This is a genomic window from Streptomyces sp. NPDC093097 (genome assembly GCF_044754325.1).
In the GTDB taxonomy this organism is placed as follows: domain Bacteria; phylum Actinomycetota; class Actinomycetes; order Streptomycetales; family Streptomycetaceae; genus Streptomyces.
This window is the reverse complement of the sequence record NZ_JBIVOW010000008.1, coordinates 201,801-223,400: the sequence shown is the minus strand read 5'-3', so window position 1 is coordinate 223,400 and position 21,600 is coordinate 201,801. Positions and strand designations below refer to the sequence as shown.

Sequence of the window (21,600 nt, the reverse complement as noted above, 5' to 3'; positions counted from 1 at the left end):
GCGGGCCGGCCTCCGCCCGGCCCTCCTACGCCGCGACCGGGAGCCCGGGCCGCTCCCCGTTCCCGGCCGGCGTCAGGGCCAGTTCCAGCACCTGCCGGACGTCCGCGACCGGGTGCACCTCCAGCGCCGCGAGGACCTCGGCCGGGACGTCGTCCAGATCGGGTTCGTTGCGCTTGGGGATGATCACGGTGGTGAGGCCGGCCCGGTGCGCCGCCAGCAGCTTCTGCTTGACGCCGCCGATCGGCAGCACCCGCCCGGTCAGCGAGACCTCTCCGGTCATCGCGACGTCCGGGCGGACCCGGCGGCCCGAGAGCAGCGAGGCCAGCGCGGTGGTCATGGTGATGCCCGCGCTGGGCCCGTCCTTGGGGACGGCGCCGGCCGGGACGTGCAGATGGACGCCGCGCTCCTTCAAGTCGGCCACCGGGAGCTCCAGTTCGGCGCCGTGCGAGCGCAGGAAGGAGAGCGCGATGTGCGCCGACTCCTTCATCACGTCGCCCAGTTGGCCGGTGAGCGTCAGGCCGGAGGCGCCGGTCTCGGGGTCGGCCAGCGACGCCTCCACGTAGAGCACATCGCCCCCGGTGCCGGTGACCGCGAGTCCGGTGACCACGCCGGGCACCGCGGTCCGCCGCTCGGCCGGTCCCTGCGCCGCCTCCGGGGTGTGGTGCGGGCGCCCGAGCAGCGGGCGCAGCTGGTCCGCCCCGATGGTGAACGGCAGCTCCCGCTCGCCCAGTTCGTGCTGGGCGGCGACCTTGCGCAGCAGCCGGGCCAGGGCCCGCTCCAGATTCCGCACGCCCGCCTCACGGGTGTACTCGCCGGCGAGCCGGCGCAGCGCGGCGTCCTCGAAGGCCACCTCGCCGGGGGTGAGGCCGGCCCGCTCCAGCTGGCGCGGCACCAGGTGGTCGCGGGCGATGACGACCTTCTCGTCCTCGGTGTAGCCGTCGAGCCGGACCAGCTCCATCCGGTCCAGCAGCGGCTCCGGGATCGCCTCCAGGACGTTGGCGGTGGCCAGGAACACCACGTCGGACAGGTCGAGTTCGACCTCCAGGTAGTGGTCCCGGAAGGTGTGGTTCTGCGCCGGGTCCAGGACCTCCAGGAGGGCGGCGGCCGGGTCGCCCCGGAAGTCCGAGCCCACCTTGTCGATCTCGTCGAGGAGGACGACCGGGTTCATCGAGCCGGCCTCCTTGACGGCGCGCACGATCCGGCCGGGGAGCGCGCCGACGTAGGTGCGCCGGTGGCCGCGGATCTCCGCCTCGTCGCGGACGCCCCCGAGGGCGACCCGGACGAACTTCCGCCCCATGGCGCGCGCCACGGACTCGCCGAGGGAGGTCTTGCCGACGCCGGGCGGCCCGACGAGCGCCAGCACGGCACCGCCCGCCCGCCGCCCGCCCCCGCCGACGAGGCCAAGCCCGCGCTCGGCGCGGCGCTTGCGCACGGCGAGGTACTCGGTGATCCGCTCCTTGACGTCCTCCAGGCCGGCGTGGTCGGCGTCCAGCACGGCCCGGGCGCCGGCGATGTCGTAGGCGTCCTCGGTCCGCTCGTGCCACGGCAGTTCCAGGACGGTGTCCAGCCACGTCCTGATCCAGCCGCCCTCGGGGTTCTGGTCGCCGGCCCGCTCCAGCTTGTCGACCTCCTTGAGGGCGGCCCTGCGGACCTCCTCGGGCAGGTCGGCGGCCTCGACCCGGGCGCGGTAGTCGTCGCCCTCGTCGTCCGGGGCCCCGCCCAGCTGGGCCAGTTCCTTGCGGACCGCCTCCAGTTGGCGCCGCAGCAGGAACTCCCGCTGCTGCTTGTCGACCCCCTCCTGGACGTCCTTGGCGATGGACTCGGCGACGTCCTGCTCGGCCAGGTGGGAGCGCAGGACCTCGATGGCGTACTTCAGGCGGGCGACCGGGTCGGTGGTCTGGAGCAGCTGGAGCTTCTGCTCGGCCGTCAGGAAGGGCAGATAGCCGGCGTTGTCGGCGAGCGTGGGGACGTCGTCGATGCCGGTGACCCGGTCCACGACCTGCCAGGCACCGCGCTTGCGCAGCCAGCTGGTGGCCAACGCCTTGTATTCCTTGACCAGTTCGGTGAGGGATCCCGGGAGGGGCTCGGGGACCGTCTCCTCGACGGCCGTGCCCTCCACCCAGAGCGCGGCGCCCGGGCCGGTGGTGCCGGAGCCGATCCGCACCCGCCCCAGGCCCCGGATCAGGGCCCCGGGGTCGCCGTCGGACAGCCGGCCGACCTGCTCGATCCGCCCGAGCGTGCCGATCGCCGCATACGCCCCGTCGATCCGGGGCACCAGCAGCACCCTGGGCTTGGCGCCCGACGGGGCGGCGGCCTGGGCGGCCTCCACCGCCGCCCGCACCTCGGCGTCGGACAGGTCCAGGGGCACCACCATGCCGGGCAGGACGACCTCGTCGTCCAGGGGCAGCACGGGCAGGGTGAGCGAGGTGGACTCCGGCTCAGCAGTCATGATCTCCCCTTCGGCAAGCAAGTTGAGCTTCATCCACTCAATGCCGAGGGGCCGGCGGTTGTTCCCCGTCGGGTGTTCGCTGTGAGCGATCAGGGGCGGACAACTCGGGTACGGGGCACGGGGCGTGGGGCGTGGGGCCCGCCCCGGTGGAGGGCCCGCCCCGGTGGAGGGCCCGCCCCGGTGGAGGGCCCGCCCCGGTGGAGGGCCCGCCCCGGTGGAGGGCCCGCCCCGGTGGAGGGCCCGCCGCGACGGGCCTACCAGTGGGCGGGGCGGCGCAGCCCCCGCGGCAGCCGGGTGGCCGCGTCACCCCGGGCGGCGTTCACCTGGGCCTGGGTGACGAAGAGGCCGTCGGTCAGGTCGGCGCCGCGCAGATCGGCGTCCCGGAGGTCGGCGCCGATCATGTCCGCGGACCGCAGATCCGCACCCCGGAGGTCGGCGGCGATGAGGTACGCGCCGCGGAGGTTGGCGCCCCTGAGGTCCGCGCCCTTGAGCCGCGCGCCCATCAGGTCCGCGCCCCGCCGCTCCTTCGTGCGGCCCGGGACCTTCGCCCGGACCAGCTCGCCGACCCGCAGCAGCAGGACGTTGACCGCGCCGCGGTGGGCGGCCACGTCCAGCGCGGCCAGCTCCTCGGCGCTCCCCAGGGTCAGTTGCTCCGTCTCCTCCAGGGCGGCCCGCAGCTCGGCGCGCACCGGGCGGGCCTCCGGCCGCGCCACCGCCTCCGTCAGGTACCAGAGCAGCTCGTGCAGCTGCCGCATCACGGCGAACGCGTCGAACATCGGCCGGGCGGTCTCCGGCGCGGCCCGCCAGTCCGTCCCCGCGAAGGTGACCTGGGAGACCTTCTGGCCGGCCCCGAAGCACTCGAAGACGGTGCAGCCGGCGAAGCCGCGCTGCCGCAGGTCGCGGTGGACGCCGCAGCGGAAGTCGGCCGCCAGGTTGGGGCAGGGCCGGCCGGCCTCCTTGTCGAGGGCGAAGTCCGCCGACCGCGCGAACGGCAGCGCCACACAGCACAGTCCGAAGCAGTCGCCGCAGTCGGAGAGCAGCGGGAGCCGGGCGGCGTCCGGGACCTGCGGCGGGGCGGACGGGCGGTCGGGGGCGGGGCGGCGGCGCTCGTGCGACACGGTTCTTCTCTGCTCCTGCGGCCGGCGGTCGCCCTCCGTTGCGGCGCCCGCGAAGGGCCCCATTCTCCGGGACGGGTGACGGGCGGACGGCCGGGCCGGGCCGGGCGGACGAACGGGGCGGGGGACGAGCGGGGGGGCGAACGGGCCCGGCCGGGCGATCGGCCCGGCCGGCGTCAGGACGTCCGCAGCGCCGGGTGGCCCAGGTCCCCCAGCAGCGGGGCGGGCCCGGTGCGCTGCGCCCGCCACCGCCGCAGCAGCGGCCAGGCGGCCACGCCCAGCGCCAGCGAGAGCAGATGGCCCCAGTCGGTCAGCGGGTCCAGATAGGCGAGCATGCCGGAGGCCGCCTGGTAGCCGGCCCCGGCCAGCAGGAGCCAGCGCCCCCCGGCGGGCAGCAGTCCGGCGAGCGCCCCGGCGCAGGTCATCACGCCGAAGCTGATCCCGTAGTCGAGGCGGTGCAGCGAGCTGTCCGGCAGCGACCCGGCGGCGACCGAGAAGCCCACCGGCATCTCGGTGGCGAGGGTGGCCAGCGCGTGGCCGCCGAAGAACACCGCGGCGGCGCGCACCCCGCCGATCCGCCGCTCCAGCGCGGTCAGCACGAACAGCAGGGCCACCGCGTAGCCGGAGGCCGGCCCGCCGGCTATCCACAGGGCACTGGCGACCAGCACCAGCAGCGGCGCCTGCGCGAGGTGGGTGACGTCCGTGCTGGAGCCCTGGAGCAGCGTGGAGACCACCAGGGGGTCGCCGTGCTCGGCGTAGAGCGAGGTGGCCACCAGCAGCAGCGCGTAACAGAAGGTGAAGGGGGTGCCGGCGGGGGTGGGGAGCAGCCGCCAGGGGCGCAGACCGGCCCAGGGGCGGCGGGCCGCTTCCGCCGGGGCGGGCCCGCCCCCGGCCGCCGCGGCCCCGCGCTGGCGGGGCAGTCCGGGCAGCAGCGCCGACCCCCTGCCGCCCGGCGCGCCCGCGGCCGCTTCCGCCCCGCCGCCCGGCGCCCCGCCGGCCGGCTCCACCACACTCGCCATCCCCGCTCCTCCCACCGCCCCGCACCGTCCGCGCCCCACTGTGCCCGGCCAACCCATGAGCCAGCTGTGCGCGTGAAATCGCTCACAGCCGGCAACCCGTGCGGGGCGCACCGCGTCGCACCGGACCGCCCCGGCGCCGTGCGACGCGGCCGTGTGGACCCACGCACCCGGCGTTGGCCAAGATGGCCGCATGGCTCCCGTTCACCCCTGGCATCCGACCGCCGGCGCCGAGCCGGCCGTACGCACCCTCGACCGCCGTGAGGGCCCCTACGGAGAGGTGGTGCTCCGGCAGCGCGGTCCCGCCGTGCCGGCACCCGGGGAGGCCGGCCCGGTCTACGAGATCATCGCCAACGGCTGCTTCCTGATGGACACTTCCGACGGTCGCTCCGAGCGGCTGCTGATCGACGCGGCGCTCGCCGCGCTGCCGCCGGACCGCCCCGGGCCCGCGGTACTGATCGGCGGTCTGGGCGTGGGCTTCTCGCTGACCCGGGCGGCCGCCGAGCCCCGCTGGGGCCGGATCGCGGTGGTCGAGCGGGAGGCGGCGGTGATCGACTGGCACCGCACCGGCCCGCTGTCGGCGGTCTCCGGTCCAGCACTGGCCGATCCGCGCACCGCGATCCTGCACACCGACCTGGTGGCCCACCTGCACGGCACCGGCCAACTCGCCTACGACGCCCTGTGCTTGGACATCGACAACGGCCCGGACTGGACCGTCACCGAGGACAACGGCAGCCTCTACTCCCCCGCCGGACTGGCCGCCTGCCGCGCGGCGCTGACCCCGGGCGGGGTGCTCGCGGTGTGGTCGGCGCAGCCGTCCCCGGCGTTCGAACGGGCGCTGGAAAACGCCGGATTCGAGGGCGTACGGACCGAAGAGATCCCCGTTGCCCGAGGAGTCCCGGACGTGGTGCACCTGGCGCTCCGGTCCGCGTAGGGCGCGTAGCCGACGGTCACACCATGCCCTTACGCTGCTGCCCAGTAAGACGGCGACCACGCAGGGCATATGCAGGGGCGGGCGATGGACCAGACTCAGACAACCCAGGGCGGCACCACCGCGGCCACGCCGGGCGCCCAGCGCCGGGTGCTGGTCGTGGAGGACGATCCGACGATCGTCGACGCCATCGCGGCCCGGCTGCGCGCCGAGGGCTTCCAGGTGCAGACGGCCACCGACGGCCCGGCCGCGGTGGACACCGCCGAGGCGTGGCAGCCGGACCTGCTCGTCCTCGACGTGATGCTGCCGGGCTTCGACGGCCTGGAGGTGTGCCGCCGGGTGCAGGCGCAGCGCCCGGTGCCGGTGATGATGCTCACCGCCCGGGACGACGAGACCGACATGCTGGTCGGCCTCGGGGTCGGCGCCGACGACTACATGACCAAGCCGTTCTCCATGCGGGAGCTGGCCGCCCGGGTGCACGTCCTGCTGCGCCGGGTGGAGCGGGCCGCGCTGGCCGCGCACACCCCGCGCAGCGGCATCCTGCGGCTGGGCGAGCTGGAGATCGACCACGCCCAGCGCCGGGTCCGGGTGCGCGGCAGCGACGTGCACCTCACCCCCACCGAGTTCGACCTGCTGGTCTGCCTGGCGAACACCCCGCGCGCGGTGCTCTCCCGCGAGCAGCTGCTGGCCGAGGTCTGGGACTGGGCGGACGCCTCCGGCACGCGGACGGTCGACAGCCACATCAAGGCGCTGCGCCGCAAGATCGGCGCCGAGCGCATCCGCACCGTCCACGGCGTCGGCTACGCCCTGGAGACCCCGCCGGCATGATGCTTCGGTGGGGGGCGCGGGTGCGGGACCTGTGGGACCGGTTCTGGGAGGCGTTGCGGCCGCTGGACCCGTACCGCTCGGTCAAGGCGGCGCTCGGCGCCCTGGTGATCGTCTCGGTGATCATCACCACGCTCCTGGTGTTCGTGGCGATGCACTCGGCGACCGAGCTCCGGGTGATCACGATCTTCTCGATCATCGCCTCGCTGCTGATCACCCAGTTCGTGGCGACCGGCCTGACCGCCCCGCTCGGCGAGATGACCGAGGTCACCCGGGCGATGGCGCACGGTGACTACACCCGCCGGGTGCGCGCCGGCCGCCGCGACGAGTTCGGCGACCTGGCCGACGCCTTCAACCGCATGGCCGCCGACCTGGAGGCGGTGGACACCCACCGCAAGGAACTGGTCGCCAACGTCTCGCACGAGCTGCGCACCCCCATCGCGGCGCTGCGCGCGGTGCTGGAGAACGTCGTCGACGGGGTCTGCGAGCCGGACTCCGACACCATGCGGACGGCGCTGCGGCAGACCGAGCGGCTGGGCCGGCTGGTGGAGCACCTGCTGGACCTGTCCCGGCTGGACAACGGCGTGGTGCCGCTGCACGCCCAGCGCTTCGAGGTCTGGCCGTACCTGTCCGGGGTGCTCAAGGAGTCCAATATGAGCCGCGGCGCCTCCACCCTCTCCGGCATCGCCGGCGCCGGCACCCACACCCGTACCGACGTCCACCTCCACCTCGACGTCTCCCCGCCGGAGCTGACCGCGTACGCCGACGCCGAGCGGCTCCACCAGGTCGTCGCCAACCTCATCGACAACGCGATCAAGCACAGCCCGCGGCACGGCCGGGTCACCGTGCGGGCCCGCCGCGGCGAGGGGCCGGAGAGCCTGGTCGTGGAGGTCCGGGACGAGGGTCCGGGCATTCCGAAGTCGGAGCGCTACCGGGTCTTCGAGCGGTTCAACCGCGGCGGTCCCGGCCCGTCCGGGCCGGGCAGCGACGGCGGGACGGGCCTGGGGCTGGCGATCGCGCGCTGGGCGGTGGACCTGCACGGCGGGCGGATCGGGGTGGCCGAATCCTCCCGGGGTTGCCGGATCCGGGTCACTCTTCCAGGGCTGGAGTCATCCCGAAGCTGACGCCGACTGACGTAGGGTCGGTGGTGGGAGCACGCATTTCCGGGGTGCGACCGCGCTGAGTTCTACCCGCATGCGGGCGAACCACGTGTGTTTCCCGCCAAGTATGGCCCTGAAACCCATCGGTGAATGTGACGTGCGTGACGAGTGGCCCTCCCGGACTGCACCAAAGGTCACAAGAGGCGTAGCCTTTATTCCCGCTGTCCACCACCTTAGGAAGCGGAAGAGGGCGGTTGCCGCCGTGTCGCTACAGTCCCCCAACAGTGCGAGTGTCTCGGCCGAACAGGAAGAGCAGCGGAAGAATCCCGCTGCCGCGTTCGGTTCCAACGAGTGGCTCGTCGACGAGATCTACCAGCAGTACCTCCAGGACCCGAACTCGGTAGACCGAGCCTGGTGGGACTTCTTCGCCGACTACAAGCCGGGCGGCGCGGGCGCGCCGAGCCAGCCGGCAGCGGAGGCCGCCCCGGCCCCGTCGGCGCCCGCCGCGGCTCCTGCCGCGGCCGGGTCGAAGCCCGCCGCGCAGCCGGCTGCCGCCGCGCCCGCGCCGGCCAAGAGCGCCCCCGCGAAGCCCGCGGTGAAGTCTGCTCCGGCGGCCAAGGTCGCCACCGGTGAGGCCCCCGAGGGTCCCGAGCTCGTCACGCTGCGCGGCCCGTCGGCGGCCGTGGCCAAGAACATGAACGCCTCGCTGGAGCTGCCGACGGCCACGTCCGTCCGCGCGGTCCCGGTGAAGCTGCTGTTCGACAACCGCATCGTCATCAACAACCACCTCAAGCGCGCCCGCGGCGGGAAGGTCTCCTTCACGCACCTCATCGGGTACGCGATGGTGCAGGCGCTCAAGGCCATGCCGGCCATGAACTACTCCTTCGCGGAGAAGGACGGCAAGCCGACGCTGGTCAAGCCCCCGCACATCAACCTCGGTCTGGCCATCGACCTGGTCAAGCCGAAGGGCGAGCGCCAGCTGGTCGTCGCGGCCATCAAGAAGGCCGAGACGATGACCTTCTTCGAGTTCTGGCAGGCGTACGAGGACATCGTCCGCCGGGCCCGGGACAACAAGCTGACGATGGACGACTTCACCGGGGTCACCGCGTCGCTGACCAACCCCGGCGGCATCGGCACCGTCCACTCCGTGCCGCGTCTGATGCCCGGCCAGTCCATGATCATGGGCGTCGGCGCGATGGACTACCCGGCCGAGTTCCAGGGCACCTCGCAGGACGCCCTGAACAAGCTGGGTGTCGCCAAGGTCATGACGCTGACCAGCACCTATGACCACCGCGTGATCCAGGGCGCCGCCTCCGGCGAGTTCCTGCGGATCATGAGCCAGCTGATGCTCGGCGAGAAGGACTTCTACGACGAGATCTTCAAGTCGCTGCGGATCCCGTACGAGCCGATCCGCTGGATGCGCGACATCGACGCGTCGCACGACGACGACGTCACCAAGGCCGCGCGGGTCTTCGAGCTGATCCACGCCTACCGGGTCCGCGGCCACGTCATGGCCGACACCGACCCGCTGGAGTACCACCAGCGCAAGCACCCCGACCTGGACATCACCGAGCACGGCCTCACCCTGTGGGACCTGGAGCGGGAGTTCGCGGTCGGCGGCTTCGCCGGCAAGTCCATGATGAAGCTGCGCGACATCCTGGGCGTGCTGCGCGACTCGTACTGCCGCACCACCGGCATCGAGTTCATGCACATCCAGGACCCCAAGCAGCGCAAGTGGATCCAGGACCGGGTGGAGCGCACGCACAAGTCGCCGGAGCGCGACGAGCAGCTGCGCATCCTGCGCCGCCTGAACTCCGCCGAGGCGTTCGAGGTCTTCCTCCAGACCAAGTACGTCGGCCAGCGCCGCTTCTCGCTGGAGGGTGGCGAGTCCGTCATCCCGATGCTGGACGCGGTCATCGACTCCGCGGCCGAGGCGCGGCTGGACGAGGTCGTCATCGGCATGGCCCACCGCGGCCGCCTCAACGTCCTCGCCAACATCGTCGGCAAGTCCTACGCGCAGATCTTCCGCGAGTTCGAGGGCAACCTCGACCCGAAGTCGATGCACGGCTCCGGCGACGTGAAGTACCACCTGGGCGCCGACGGCACCTTCACCGGCCTGGACGGCGAGCAGATCAAGGTCTCGCTGACCGCCAACCCCTCCCACCTGGAGGCCGTGGACCCGGTCGTCGAGGGTGTCGCCCGCGCCAAGCAGGACATCATCAACAAGGGCGGTACGGACTTCACCGTCCTGCCGGTCCTGCTCCACGGTGACGCGGCGTTCGCCGGCCAGGGCGTGGTCGCCGAGACGCTGAACATGTCCCAGCTGCGCGGCTACCGCACCGGCGGCACCGTGCACGTGGTGATCAACAACCAGGTCGGCTTCACCGCCGCCCCGGAGGCGTCCCGCTCCTCCATGTACGCCACCGACGTGGCGCGCATGATCGAGGCGCCGATCTTCCACGTCAACGGTGACGACCCCGAGGCCGTCGTCCGCGTCGCCCGGCTCGCCTTCGAGTTCCGCCAGGCGTTCAACAAGGACGTGGTCATCGACCTCATCTGCTACCGCCGCCGCGGCCACAACGAGACCGACAACCCGGCCTTCACCCAGCCGCTGATGTACGACCTGATCGACAAGAAGCGCTCGGTGCGCAAGCTCTACACCGAGTCGCTGATCGGCCGGGGCGACATCACCCTCGAAGAGGCGGAGCAGGCGCTCCAGGACTTCCAGGGCCAGCTGGAGAAGGTCTTCACCGAGGTCCGCGACGCCACGACGACGCCGGTCGCCCCCGAGGTGCCGCAGCCGAAGGCCGAGTTCCCGGTCCACGTGGAGACCGCGGTCTCCGCGGAGGTCGTCAAGCGGATCGCCGAGTCCCAGGTCAACATCCCCGACCACACCACCGTCCACCCGCGTCTGCTGCCGCAGCTGCAGCGCCGGATGGCGATGATCGAGGAAGGCACGATCGACTGGGGCATGGGCGAGACCCTGGCCATCGGCTCGCTGCTGATGGAGGGCACCCCGGTCCGGCTCGCCGGCCAGGACTCCCGCCGCGGCACGTTCGGCCAGCGCCACGCGGTGCTGATCGACCGGCAGACCGGCGAGGACTACACCCCGCTGCTCTACCTGTCCGAGGACCAGGCCCGCCTGAACGTCTACGACTCGCTGCTGAGCGAGTACGCGGCGATGGGCTTCGAGTACGGCTACTCGCTGGCCCGCCCGGAGTCGCTGGTGATGTGGGAGGCCCAGTTCGGCGACTTCGCCAACGGCGCCCAGACCGTCATCGACGAGTTCATCTCCTCGGCCGAGCAGAAGTGGGGCCAGACCTCCGGCGTCACCCTGCTGCTGCCGCACGGCTACGAGGGCCAGGGCCCGGACCACTCCTCGGCCCGGATCGAGCGCTACCTCCAGCTGTGCGCGCAGAACAACATGACGGTCGCGATGCCGACGCTGCCGTCGAACTACTTCCACCTGCTGCGCTGGCAGGTCCACAACCCGCACCACAAGCCGCTGATCGTCTTCACCCCGAAGTCGATGCTGCGTCTGAAGGCCGCGGCGTCGAAGGCGGAGGAGTTCACCACCGGCGGCTTCCGCCCGGTGATCGGCGACAGCGCGGTCAAGCCCGAGGACGTCCGCAAGGTCGTCTTCTGCGCCGGCAAGGTCTACTACGACCTGGAGGCCGAGCGGACCAAGCGCGGCGCGTTCGACACCGCGATCGTCCGCATCGAGCGGCTGTACCCGCTGCCCGGCAAGGAGCTCCAGGCGGAGATCGCCAAGTTCCCGAACGCCGAGAAGTACCTGTGGGCGCAGGAGGAGCCGGCGAACCAGGGTGCCTGGCCGTTCCTCGGCCTCAACCTGATCGACCACCTGGACCTGGCGGTCGGCGCCGACGTCCCGCACGGTGAGCGCCTGCGCCGCATCTCGCGGCCGCACAGCTCCTCGCCGGCGGTCGGCTCCGCCAAGCGGCACCAGGCCGAGCAGGCGCAGCTGGTGGCGGAGGTCTTCGACGCGTGAGCGTCTGACCACCGCGGCTGAACAAGCTGGGAAAGGGGCGGCCCCCACGGTGATGACCGTGGGGGCCGCCCCCTTTTGCCGTGCCGGCCGCGGTCAGCGTCCGCCGGCGACCGCGAGGTCCTCGCCGGTGATGTTGCCGTTGGCCGCGGAGCCCAGGAACAGCACGGCCGCGGCCCTCTGCGCGGCCCGGTCCATCCGCCGGATCTCGCGCGGGGTCAGCCCCGCGGCCGCCGGGTCGAAGTCGCATTCCGCGGCGATCCGGGAGCGGTAGCCGTCGGCGTTGAAGAGCGAGATGGCCCGCGTGGCCGTGCGCCCGGCGGATATGCCGTCCCAGAATTCCTTGGTTCCGTTTCCGCCCGGCGCGACGACGCCTATCCCGGTGATTGCCACTCTGCGTCTCATGACCGCCCCCCGTGCTGCCCGATGGATACCGAAATCAGCCAAAGCCTTCTACGGTTCCGACGCTCACAGCACCGGCTTGAGAAAACCTCGAATGCCGCTCGAAGGGGCGGTGCCGGGGCCGGGGCCGCCCGGCGGGTGCGGGCGGGCCCGGACGGCGCCGGCGGCGGGGGCGGCGGGCCCGCCTATCCTGGCGCAAAGTCCCCATGACCCCAGGTGGAGAGCACGTGTATTTCACTGACCGCGGCATCGAGGAGCTGGAGAACCGGCGCGGCGAGGAGGAGGTCACCCTCGGGTGGCTGGCCGACCAGCTGCGGACGTTCGTCGACCTCAACCCGGACTTCGAGGTCCCGGTGGAGCGGCTGGCCACCTGGCTGGCCCGGCTGGACGACGAGGACGACGACGAGTAGGAGCAGGGCCCGGGGAACGGACGGGCAGCGGAGAACGGAGTGGCGGCCTGCCCGGGGCGGCCGCCATCCCCTAGGGCGAACGGAAGGGTCATATCAGGGCACCGTCAGGGTCGGAACCACTTGACTCCCGCAGGCTGCGATATATCGTGTTGAAGGAAGACGCGATATGTTGCGTTGTCCGCCTACCCAGGGGAGGCCAGGTATGTCAGCCCAGTCCGAGTGGACGGTTCCCGGGCCGCGCACGTGGGAGTTCGAAGAACCCGTCGGCGCCCTGACCGTCCGCCTGGTGAGCGGCACCGTCAACGTCGTCGGGACCTCCGAGGACGGCCCGGCCCGTCTGGAGGTCTCCGCGGTGGACGGCCCGCCGCTGTCGGTCTCCTACAAGGACGGCACCCTCTCCGTCGGCTATGAAGACCTGCCCTGGAAGGGCTTCTTGAAGCTCCTCGACCCCAAGGGGTGGCACCGCAGCGCGGTGGTCTCGGTGACGGTGCCGGCCGCCACCCGCGTCGAGGTCGCGGTGGTCGGCGCCGGCGCGGTGATCTCCGGCATCTCGGGCCCCACGGAGCTGCGCGGGGTCACCGGCGACGGCACCCTCGTCGGCCTCTCCGGCCCGGTCCGGGCGGACACCGTCGGGGGCGGCGTCGAGGCCCAGGCGCTCACCGGCGACCTCCGCTTCCACTCCGTCTCGGGCGATCTGACGGTCGTCGAGGGCACCGGCGCGGTGCGCGCCGAGTCCGTCAACGGCGACATGGTGCTGGACCTCGATCCGGCCACCGGCGCGGAGATCGAACTGACCACGGTCTCCGGCGAGATCGCCATCCGGCTGCCCGACCCGGCCGACGCCAGGGTGGAGGCGGGCACCACCACCGGGGTGGTCACCAACGCCTTCGACGACCTGCGGGTCACCGGCCAGTGGGGCGCCAAGCGGATCACCGGTTCGCTGGGCGCCGGCACCGGCCGGCTCAGGGCCACCACGGTCTCCGGCGCCCTCGCCCTGCTGCGCCGGCCCGCCCCCGAGGAGCCGGACGACGGCCCGGCCGGCGGTTCGGACGACGCCCCCTCCCCCACGACCCCGCCCGCCGGGAAGAAGGTGCTCTGAGCATGCCCCCCGTCTTCGCCCACGGCCGCCTGCGGCTCTACCTCCTCAAGCTGCTCGACGAGGCCCCGCGGCACGGCTACGAGATCATCCGCCTCCTGGAGGAGCGCTTCCAGGGCCTCTACGCCCCGTCCGCCGGCACGGTCTACCCCCGGCTGGCCAAGCTGGAGGCCGAGGGCCTGGTGTCCCACACCACCGAGGGCGGCCGCAAGGTCTACGCCATCACCGACGCCGGCCGCGCCGAACTGGCCGACCGCGGCGGCGAACTGGCCGAACTGGAGCTGGAGATCCGGGAGTCGGTGGCGGCGCTCGCCTCCGACATCCGCGAGGACGTCAGCGGTTCGGCGCGCGATCTGCGCCGGGAGGTCAAGGAGGCCGCCCGGCAGGCCCGCGCGGGCGGCGCCAAGGCCGGCCGCAAGGCGCCGGGCGGCGGGCGGCCGTTCCCCGAGGCGTCGGACTACTTCGACGGCGCGTTCGGCGACAAGGACGCCTGGCGGCAGGCGAAGGAGGAGTTCCGGCGCGCCAAGGAGGAGTGGAAGGAGCAGGCCCGGCGCGCCAAGGAGGAGAGCCGGCGCGCCAAGCAGGACGCCCAGCGGGCCCGCAAACAGGCCCGGGACGCCCAGGTGTTCGCCCGTGAGGAGGTCCAGCGGGTCATCCGGCACGTCCAGGACCAGGCCCAGGGGGCGGTGCGCAGCGGCGACTGGTCGACCGCGCTGAAGGACGCGCTGGCCGAGGTCTCCCGCGAGGTCGGCCGCTTCACGGGCGCCCCGTCCGGCACTGGCCCGGCCGGCGAGCGCGGCCCGTCGGCCCCGGACGCCGGGGAGCCCGGCGCCGCGGACGGCCCGCGGGCCGCGGCCGAGCGGATCGACCTCACCAAGGAGGCCCCGGAGCCGGCGCCCTCCGAGGAGACCGCACCGCCGGCCGCCGAGGAGGCACCCGCTCCCCAGGAGCCGCCCGCGCCCGCGTGGGCCACGGAGCCCGGCACCGGCGATCCGGCCCGCGACTTCGACCGCCTGCTGGACCGCTTCCGCGACGACCTGCGGGACGCGGCCCGCGACCACGGCATCACCCCCGAGCAACTGACCGAGTCCCGCCGCCGGTTGGCGTCGGCCGCCGCCCACGTCGGCGCGCTGCTGCGCCGCCCGGACGCGGCACCGGACGCCGGGAAGGGGCCCGGCGAGGAGGCGTAGGAGGGCGGCGCGGGCGCGGGGCGGTCCCCCGCCAGGCCGGCGGTGCGGGCGGGCGGCGGCGCCGCGCGGACGGGGTGCGCCCGCCCGCTCACCGGCCGCCGGGCCGCCCCGGCTCAGGCGGCGGCCGCCGCCCCCACGCAGCCGCGGACGGCCTCGATCAGCCGCTCGGCGCGGACGTCGCCGCTGCCGCCCAGCCGGTTGGTGACGTAGCCGAAGCCGACCCCGAACTCATCGTCGCCGAAGGCGAACTGGCCGCCGGCGCCGCTGGTGGCGAAGGAGCGCGGCCCCAGCAGCCGGCGGAACGCCGAGTCCACCAGGAAGCCGGTGCCGTTGCGCGCGCCGAAGTCCGGCAGCCCCGAGAAGGTCGGGCCGCCCGAGCGCCGCTCGACCGCGTCGGTGACGGTCTCCTCGCTCAGCAGCCGCGGCCCGCCCCCGACACCGGTCGTGGCGGCCGCGAAGAGCGCCGCCAGCCCGTCCGCCGAGGACACCGCGCCGGCCCCGGGGAACTCCCGCGTCAGCACGGCCGGCGCGTTGTAGCCGTGCGGATCGTCCAGGCCCGGGAAGGGCACCGCCCCGTGCAGCGTCAGCGCCCGCATGATCAGCGAGTCGGCGGGCGGCAGGGCCGGGCGCCCCTCGGCCTCGACCAGCCTGGCCAGCGCCGGAATCTCCTCCTCCGGCACCCCGATCCAGGCGCGCAGGCCCAGCGGGTCGCCGATCGCGGTGCGGAAGTAGGCGCCGGGCCTGCTGCCGGTGAGTCGGCGGATGACCTCGCCGAGCACGAACCCCAGGGCGTGCGCGTGGTACTCGTACGCGGTGCCGGGCTCCCAGAGCGGCGGCTGCTCCGCCAGCGCCTCGATCATCGGCGTCCAGGCCATGATCTGCTCGAACGTCAACGCCCGTTCGGCGAGCGGGAGTCCGGCGGTGTGCGTGAGCATCATCCGGGTGGTGATCCGCTCCTTGCCGTGCCGCCCGAACTCCGGCCAGTAGGCGGCGATCGGCGCGTCCAGGTCCAGGACGCCCTGTTGGGCCAGCAGATGGGCGCTGACGCCGAGCATCCCCTTGGCGCAGGACATCACCGGCACCGCGGTACCGGCCTCCCAGGGGCGCCCGGTCCGCGCGTCGGCGGTCCCGCCCCAGAGGTCCACGACCTTGCGTCCGCCGACGTAGACGGTGACGGCCGCGCCCAGCTCCCCGCGCTCGGTGAAGTTCCGCGCGAACTCCTCGGCGACGGCGCCGAACCCCTCGTCCACCCGGCCTCCGCCGGCCACCCCTGGGAGGTCCCCCCGACCCGACACCACGTACTCCCTTGCCGTTGCGGGCACTTCGGCCCTCGTCGGCCCGCGGGCGGGCAGGGGCGGACACCTGCCGCCGACTGCCGGCCGCCGACCGGTAACCGGATCACGGTACGCAGCGCGGCCCCGCCGGCTCCACCGAATTCGCGCGCGGGCGGACGCGGGCCGCGCCACGGGGCAGGCGGGCAAGCAGCCGGCAGGCGACAGGCCACGGGGGCACCGCCCACCGCCTCAGCCCACGCGCCCCGTGGACCGCGCCGCCAGGACCCGCACCACGGCCTGGTACGTCGCCCCGTGGCCGGCGAGCGCCACCCCGGCCGGGCCGGACCCGGTGGTCAGTGCCAGCAGCAGATGCTCGTCGCCGAGGTACCCGTCCCTGCGGCCCGCCGCGATCCGCAGCGCGCGCTCCAACACCGCCTTGCCCTCCGGCGAGAACGTCCGGCGCACCCGCTTCCCGCGGCCGGCCCGACGGCCTCCGCCGGCCAGCGCCCCGGCCCCGTGCGCCTCCTCGACGCGGGCCACGACCGCGTCCACGTCGATCCCCAGCCCGGCCAGCGCCGCCGTGTCGGCCGCGGAGAGGCCGCCCCGCCGCCGGTCCGCCGCCAGCGCGTCGGCGACCGCCGGCCGCGGTACGCCGAGCCCGTCGAGCACCGCCGCGGCCAGGGAGTCCCGCTGATCCAACAGCGCGAGCAGCAGCTCCGGTTCGCCGACGGTGTCGCTTCCGGTGCGGTCCGCGTGCGCCACCGCACTCCCCACCACCGCCCGGGCGGCGGCCGTGAACCTCTCGAACATCAACGCCTCCCATGCTTCTTGTGGACCGCCTGCCGGCTGACCCCCAGCTCGGCGGCGATCTCCTGCCAGGACCAGCCCTTCGCGCGGGCGCTGCGCACCTGTACGGCCTCCAACTGCTCCAGCAGCCGGCGGAGCGCGGCCACGGCGCGGAGGCCGGCGCGCGGGTCCGGGTCGCTCGCCCGCGCGGCGAGATCCGTTGCCTCGGTCATGGCCGTCAACCTAGATTGACACCCGTCATCTGTCAACCAGCATTGACAGGGCGGGCGTCCGCAGGCCACTCACTCACCTCAACCCCCTTGGCCACAACCGCACTTGAGTTAACTGACGCCGGACGGAGCTCCAGACGCGTCGCCGGACGGAAGGTCGGCCAGCTCGATCACCGCCGCAACCCCCTCCGTCCGCACCACCACGGGCGCCGCCGCGCCCCTCGTCCCCTCCCCAGCCGACTGCCCCGCCGGCTCCAGCACGACCGCGTCATACCGCCCCAGCCGCACGCCCGGCTCCTCCGGCCCCGCCCCCGCCGCCCCCAGCCGGGTCTCACCCTCCACCGCGACCACCACCACGGTCCGCTCCCCCGGCACCTCCCGACTCCCGCGCACCATCACGACGTTCGCCGCCATCCGCCCCTCCCGGACCATCACGTTCAGATTCACGACCGGGCCGTCGAGCAGCCGGGAGCCGGTGGCGGCGGCGCCGGGGAAGGCGAAGGGGCGGTGACGGCCGGGGAGCCGGTGCACGGCGCCGTCCACCGTCAGCTCCAGCCCGCCGCCGTCGACGACGGTGAGGATCCGCCGGACGCCGGGCAGCGGGGAGTACGGCCCGTCCCGGGTCACCTCGGCCAGGCTCACCCGCCAGGCGAAGGCGTCCCAGCCCGCGTCCGGCGGGTGCGCCGCGACCTCGCGGGTGAGCCCGCCGCCGTTGCGCCACGGCACGGCCGCCCGCCCGTCCGCCCGAAGGATCCGCACGTCCCCGCTCCCTTCCCGCACCCGAGGGGCCGCGGTCCCTCAGACCGTCAGCACGACCTTGCCGAAGAGCTCCCCCTCGGCCATCTTGGCGAAGCCCTCGCGCGCCCGGTCCAGCGGCAGCGTCGAGTCGATCACCGGCCGGATGCCCTTGGCGGCGCAGAAGCTGAGCAGTCCGGCCAGCTCCTCCTTGCTGCCCATCGTGGAGCCGACGACCTTCAGCTCCAGGAAGAAGATCCGGTTCAACTCCCCGCTCTTGGGCGTGAAGCCGCTGGTGGCACCGGAGATGACCAGGGTGCCGCCGGGGCGCAGCGACTTCACCGAGTGCGACCAGGTGGCGGCGCCGACCGTCTCGATCACCGCGTCCACCCGCCGGGGCAGCCGCTCACCGCTCGCGAACGCCGCCTCGGCGCCCAGCTCCACGGCCCGCTTGCGCTTGGTCTCGTCCCGGCTGGTGGCGAAGACCCGCAGGCCCGCGGCGGCGCCCAGCACGATGGCGGCGGTCGCCACCCCGCCGCCCGCGCCCTGCACCAGCACGCTGTCGCCGGGCCGGACCCCGGCGTTGGTGAACAGCATCCGGTACGCGGTCAGCCAGGCGGTGGGCAGGCAGGCCGCCTCCTCGAAGGAGAGCTCCGCGGGCTTGGGCAGGACGTTCCAGGCGGGCACGGTGACCCGCTCGGCGAAGGTGCCCTGGTACCGCTCGGTGAGGATGGAGGGCTTCTCGTCGGGGCCGACGCCGTGGCCGGTCTGCCCGATGACGGAGTGCAGGACGACCTCGTTGCCGTGCTCGTCGACGCCGGCGGCGTCGCAGCCGAGGATCATCGGGAGCGACTCCTCGCCGATCCCGACGCCGCGCAGCGTCCACAGGTCGTGGTGGTTGAGGGAGGCGGCCTTGACGTCGACGGTGGTCCAGCCGGGGCGGGCGGTGGGGGCCGGGCGCTCCCCCAATTCCAGGCCGGTCAGCGGCTGGTCGCGGTCGATGCGGGCGGCGTAGGCAGCAAACATGATCCCAACGTAGGCCGCCGGCGCGCCCCGCGACAGCGGGCGCGGGTGTGACACGCACCGCCTGCGGGCGGGACCGCGGACGGCCGGAATCCCCTCGTCCTTTCCGGCCACCGCCGGTAACGCCGAACGGGCCGGACCCGCACCCTCGCGGGTGCCGGTCCGGCCCGTCAACGGTGTCCGCGGCGGCGGGTCAGCGCCGGGCGACGCCCTCCGCGCGGGCGGCGGCCGCGACGGCCGCGGTGACGGCCGGGGCGACCCGCTCGTCGAACGGCGAGGGGATGACCTTGTCCGCGCTCAACTCGTCGGCGACGACGGCGGCCAGCGCCTCCGCGGCGGCGAGCTTCATGCCCTCGGTGATCTGCGCGGCGCGCACCTGCATGGCGCCGGCGAAGATGCCCGGGAAGGCGAGCACGTTGTTGATCTGGTTGGGGAAGTCGCTGCGCCCGGTGGCGACCACCGCGGCGTACTTGTGGGCGACGTCCGGGTGGATCTCCGGGTTGGGGTTGGCCATCGCGAAGATCATCGAGTCCTTCGCCATGGTCGCCACCGCCGCCTCCGGCACCGTGCCGCCGGAGACCCCGATGAAGACGTCCGCGCCGTCCAGCGCGGTCTCCAGCGAGCCGGCCAGGCCGGCCTTGTTGGTGAAGCCGGCCAGCTCGCGCTTGACGTCGGTGAGGTCCTCCCGGTCCGCCGAGACCACGCCCTTGCGGTCGCAGACCGCGACGTCGCCGATGCCGGCGTTGACCAGGATCTTGGCGATGGCGACACCGGCCGCGCCGGCGCCCGAGATGACCGCCCGCAGGTCGCCGAGCGTGCGCCCGGTGAGCTTGGCGGCGTTGCGCAGCGCGGCCAGGGTGACGACCGCGGTGCCGTGCTGGTCGTCGTGGAAGACCGGGATGTCCAGCCGCTCCTGGAGCTTGCGCTCGATCTCGAAGCACCGGGGCGCCGAGATGTCCTCCAGGTTGACGCCACCGAACGAGGGCGCGAGCCGGACGACGGTGTCCACGATCTCGTCGGTGTCGGTGGTGGCGAGCGCGATCGGAACCGCGTCCACGCCGCCGAACTGCTTGAAGAGGATGGCCTTGCCCTCCATCACGGGAAGGGAGGCCTCCGGGCCGATGTCGCCCAGGCCCAGCACCGCGGTGCCGTCCGTGACGACGGCGACCACCTGGGACTTCCATGTGTAGTCGTGCACGAGCTCGGGCTGTTCGGCGATGGCGCTGCACACCTTGGCGACGCCGGGCGTGTACGCGAGGGACAGGTCGTCCGCGTCGCGCACCGGCACCGTTGCCTGCACGGCCATCTTGCCGCCGCGGTGCAGCGCGAAGGCCGGGTCGAAGGGTCCGCCGGACGTGCCGTCCGCGCCCTCTTCCGCACCGGTCTCGCTGACGCTGCGAGGATTGACGATCTCCGCTGCCACTTTCTTTGACCCCTTTGTCATAAATCTGTTGAGGGTGGCCACTCCCTGGTTGGGGGGTGGGCGGGCACCGCGCCCGTGTCCTGCGCGGGCGGATGGCCGCCGCGCGGGGGAGGTACGGACGCCGGGCGCGCCGCACACGCGCCCTGAGCCCCGGATGAGGGGTGTAGCGACCCTTTTTACCGGACGGATGTACGCGCCGACGAGTCAGATTCGTTACTTGTCGGTACAACGCTCAGACAATCCGGCACAAGGCTTTGACAATAGCGACGCAGTGCCCGAAAACCCTGAACGCGCCCTGCTTCTGTCCGGATTCCGAGACACCGCCGCTTCGCCGGCGCTCGCCTTTCGCGCCACCGGCGGCCGACCCCCTTGCGCCGCAAGGCCGGTAGTGAACGCCAGCCGTCCGTTATCCGATTTTGACCTGAACGACAGTCCGAATACCGGAGTCCGGATGGCAAGATTCCGTCACCGACCGAGGGCGCGACGCCCAAAGGTGCCCAAAGGTGTGTGCCCAACCCCTTCTCACCAGCACATCGGCTGCCCACACTGGCACGTCGGTTACCCAACCGCAGGAGGATCCGCATGACCGCAGATACCACCCGTCGCGCGGCGGCCGGCAGGCCCGGTAGGTCCGTCAAGACTGCTGTCGCAATAGCCACGGTCACCGCTTCGCTGCTGCTGCTCAGCGCCTGCGGTGACCAGACCGACGCGGCGATCGCCCGGCGGGAGGCGGCGAAGAACCGCAATCCGCACGCCCCGCTCTTCAACAAGCTGCCCAAGGACGTCCAGGACAAGGCGATGCTCCAGGTCGGCTCGGACATCACGTACAAGCCGGTGGAGTTCCGCTCGAACGGCGCGGTGGAGGGCATCGATCCGGATCTCGCGGCGGCCATCGGCAAGGAACTGGGCATCAAGCTCAATTTCAACAACGCCACCTTCGACACCCTCATGGGCGGTCTGAAGTCCCAGCGCTATGACATCGCGATGTCGGCGATGACGGACACCAAGGACCGGCAGGAGGGCATCGACTCCACCACCGGCAAGAAGATCGGCGAGGGCGTCGACTTCGTCGACTACCTCAACGTCGGTGTCTCGCTCTACACGCAGAAGGGCAAGACCAAGGGCATCGACGGCTGGGAGACCATGTGCGGCAAGAAGCTCGCCGTGCAGCGCGGCACCGTCTCCCACGACCTGGCCAAGGACAAGTCCAAGGCCTGTGAGTCCAACGGAGAACCGTCGATCTCCATCGAGGCGTTCGACAACGACTCCGAGGCCCAGACCCGGCTGCGGACCGGCGGCGTGGACGCGGTCTCCAGCGACTACCCGGTCGCGGCCTACGCGGTGAAGGTCTCCGGCGGCGGCAACGACTTCCAGATGGTCGGCGGCGCCCCGCTCAAGGCGGCCCCGTACGGCATCGCCGTCCCCAAGGGGCAGGAGAAGCTGCGCGACGCCATCAAGGCGGCCGTGGAGCTGGTCATCAAGAACCACGCGTACGACCGCGTCCTGGCGAAGTGGAACGTCAAGGACGCCGGGGTCAAGGAAGTGAAGATCAACGGCGGCTCCTGAAGCCGGCGGCCCGTCCCGCAGCA

General features: G+C 73.3%; 17 protein-coding genes and 1 pseudogene. 8 read left to right on the top strand and 10 right to left on the bottom strand.

The window, feature by feature from the left end; translation table 11 throughout:
• Positions 1–25: 25 nt before the first annotated feature.
• From lon to ACIQE0_RS16735, 3 genes are all read right to left on the bottom strand, one after another.
• Complete coding sequence (lon, locus tag ACIQE0_RS16745) at positions 26–2,449, bottom strand: endopeptidase La (protein WP_402332628.1); 2,424 nt, start codon at positions 2,447–2,449, stop codon at positions 26–28.
• A 254-nt stretch (positions 2,450–2,703) separates the two neighbouring features.
• Positions 2,704–3,567 carry a pentapeptide repeat-containing protein gene (locus tag ACIQE0_RS16740; protein WP_402332625.1) on the bottom strand — a complete coding sequence of 288 codons (864 nt, stop codon included), beginning with the start codon at positions 3,565–3,567 and terminating at the stop codon, positions 2,704–2,706.
• 173 nt (positions 3,568–3,740) lie between these two features.
• Positions 3,741–4,583: a rhomboid-like protein gene (locus ACIQE0_RS16735; RefSeq protein WP_402332622.1), complete on the bottom strand. Its 843-nt coding sequence runs from the start codon at positions 4,581–4,583 to the stop codon at positions 3,741–3,743.
• Between the two features lie 190 nt (positions 4,584–4,773).
• On the opposite strand from ACIQE0_RS16735, the gene ACIQE0_RS16730 reads away from it, so the two are divergent.
• The 4 genes from ACIQE0_RS16730 (at position 4,774) to ACIQE0_RS16715 (ending at position 11,445) form a co-directional block, all read left to right on the top strand.
• A complete protein-coding gene (locus ACIQE0_RS16730; protein WP_402332619.1) occupies positions 4,774–5,514 on the top strand; it encodes a spermidine synthase in 741 nt (246 codons plus the stop codon).
• An 84-nt stretch (positions 5,515–5,598) separates the two neighbouring features.
• On the top strand, positions 5,599–6,339 hold the full coding sequence (locus ACIQE0_RS16725; protein ID WP_016570288.1) for a response regulator transcription factor: 741 nt from the start codon (positions 5,599–5,601) through the stop codon (positions 6,337–6,339).
• Positions 6,336–7,460, top strand: coding sequence for an ATP-binding protein (locus ACIQE0_RS16720; protein ID WP_366333899.1), 1,125 nt, complete (start codon positions 6,336–6,338; stop codon positions 7,458–7,460). The genes ACIQE0_RS16725 and ACIQE0_RS16720 overlap by 4 nt, the downstream gene beginning before the upstream one ends.
• A gap of 238 nt (positions 7,461–7,698) precedes the next feature.
• Positions 7,699–11,445, top strand: a complete 3,747-nt coding sequence (locus tag ACIQE0_RS16715; protein ID WP_402332614.1) for a multifunctional oxoglutarate decarboxylase/oxoglutarate dehydrogenase thiamine pyrophosphate-binding subunit/dihydrolipoyllysine-residue succinyltransferase subunit — start codon at positions 7,699–7,701, stop codon at positions 11,443–11,445.
• A gap of 171 nt (positions 11,446–11,616) precedes the next feature.
• On the opposite strand, the pseudogene ACIQE0_RS16710 reads toward ACIQE0_RS16715, so the two are convergent.
• Positions 11,617–11,847, bottom strand: a pseudogene (locus tag ACIQE0_RS16710) (beta-ketoacyl synthase N-terminal-like domain-containing protein); the annotation flags it as partial.
• A 224-nt stretch (positions 11,848–12,071) separates the two neighbouring features.
• Between ACIQE0_RS16710 and ACIQE0_RS16705 the strand changes: the two are divergent.
• The 3 genes from ACIQE0_RS16705 to ACIQE0_RS16695 all read left to right on the top strand — a co-directional run bounded on the left by ACIQE0_RS16705 (position 12,072) and on the right by ACIQE0_RS16695 (position 14,540).
• A complete protein-coding gene (locus ACIQE0_RS16705) occupies positions 12,072–12,254 on the top strand; it encodes a DUF6104 family protein (protein WP_366333903.1) in 183 nt (60 codons plus the stop codon).
• A gap of 202 nt (positions 12,255–12,456) precedes the next feature.
• The gene (locus ACIQE0_RS16700) at positions 12,457–13,353 is read left to right on the top strand and encodes a DUF4097 family beta strand repeat-containing protein (protein WP_402332611.1); all 897 of its coding nucleotides are present in this window, start codon (positions 12,457–12,459) and stop codon (positions 13,351–13,353) included.
• Positions 13,354–13,355: 2 nt separating this feature from the next.
• Positions 13,356–14,540, top strand: coding sequence for a helix-turn-helix transcriptional regulator (locus tag ACIQE0_RS16695; RefSeq protein WP_402332608.1), 1,185 nt, complete (start codon positions 13,356–13,358; stop codon positions 14,538–14,540).
• Between the two features lie 113 nt (positions 14,541–14,653).
• Here ACIQE0_RS16695 and ACIQE0_RS16690 read toward each other — a convergent pair whose 3' ends face one another.
• The 6 genes from ACIQE0_RS16690 to ACIQE0_RS16665 all read right to left on the bottom strand — a co-directional run bounded on the left by ACIQE0_RS16690 (position 14,654) and on the right by ACIQE0_RS16665 (position 20,011).
• A complete protein-coding gene (locus tag ACIQE0_RS16690) occupies positions 14,654–15,790 on the bottom strand; it encodes a serine hydrolase domain-containing protein (protein WP_402332605.1) in 1,137 nt (378 codons plus the stop codon).
• A 273-nt stretch (positions 15,791–16,063) separates the two neighbouring features.
• Complete coding sequence (locus tag ACIQE0_RS16685) at positions 16,064–16,624, bottom strand: Clp protease N-terminal domain-containing protein (protein WP_402332602.1); 561 nt, start codon at positions 16,622–16,624, stop codon at positions 16,064–16,066.
• Positions 16,624–16,833, bottom strand: a complete 210-nt coding sequence (locus ACIQE0_RS16680; RefSeq protein WP_039640853.1) for a helix-turn-helix domain-containing protein — start codon at positions 16,831–16,833, stop codon at positions 16,624–16,626. Before ACIQE0_RS16680 ends, ACIQE0_RS16685 begins: the two co-directional genes overlap by 1 nt.
• Positions 16,834–16,941: 108 nt before the next feature.
• Positions 16,942–17,589 (bottom strand): HutD family protein, encoded by a 648-nt coding sequence (locus ACIQE0_RS16675; RefSeq protein WP_402332599.1) that lies wholly within the window; start codon positions 17,587–17,589, stop codon positions 16,942–16,944.
• Between the two features lie 39 nt (positions 17,590–17,628).
• Positions 17,629–18,591, bottom strand: coding sequence for a zinc-binding dehydrogenase (locus ACIQE0_RS16670; protein ID WP_366333915.1), 963 nt, complete (start codon positions 18,589–18,591; stop codon positions 17,629–17,631).
• Positions 18,592–18,781: 190 nt separating this feature from the next.
• Positions 18,782–20,011 (bottom strand): NADP-dependent malic enzyme, encoded by a 1,230-nt coding sequence (locus ACIQE0_RS16665; RefSeq protein ID WP_366333917.1) that lies wholly within the window; start codon positions 20,009–20,011, stop codon positions 18,782–18,784.
• 582 nt (positions 20,012–20,593) lie between these two features.
• On the opposite strand from ACIQE0_RS16665, the gene ACIQE0_RS16660 reads away from it, so the two are divergent.
• The gene (locus ACIQE0_RS16660; protein WP_402332594.1) at positions 20,594–21,577 is read left to right on the top strand and encodes an ABC transporter substrate-binding protein; all 984 of its coding nucleotides are present in this window, start codon (positions 20,594–20,596) and stop codon (positions 21,575–21,577) included.
• The last annotated feature ends 23 nt before the right edge of the window (positions 21,578–21,600 follow it).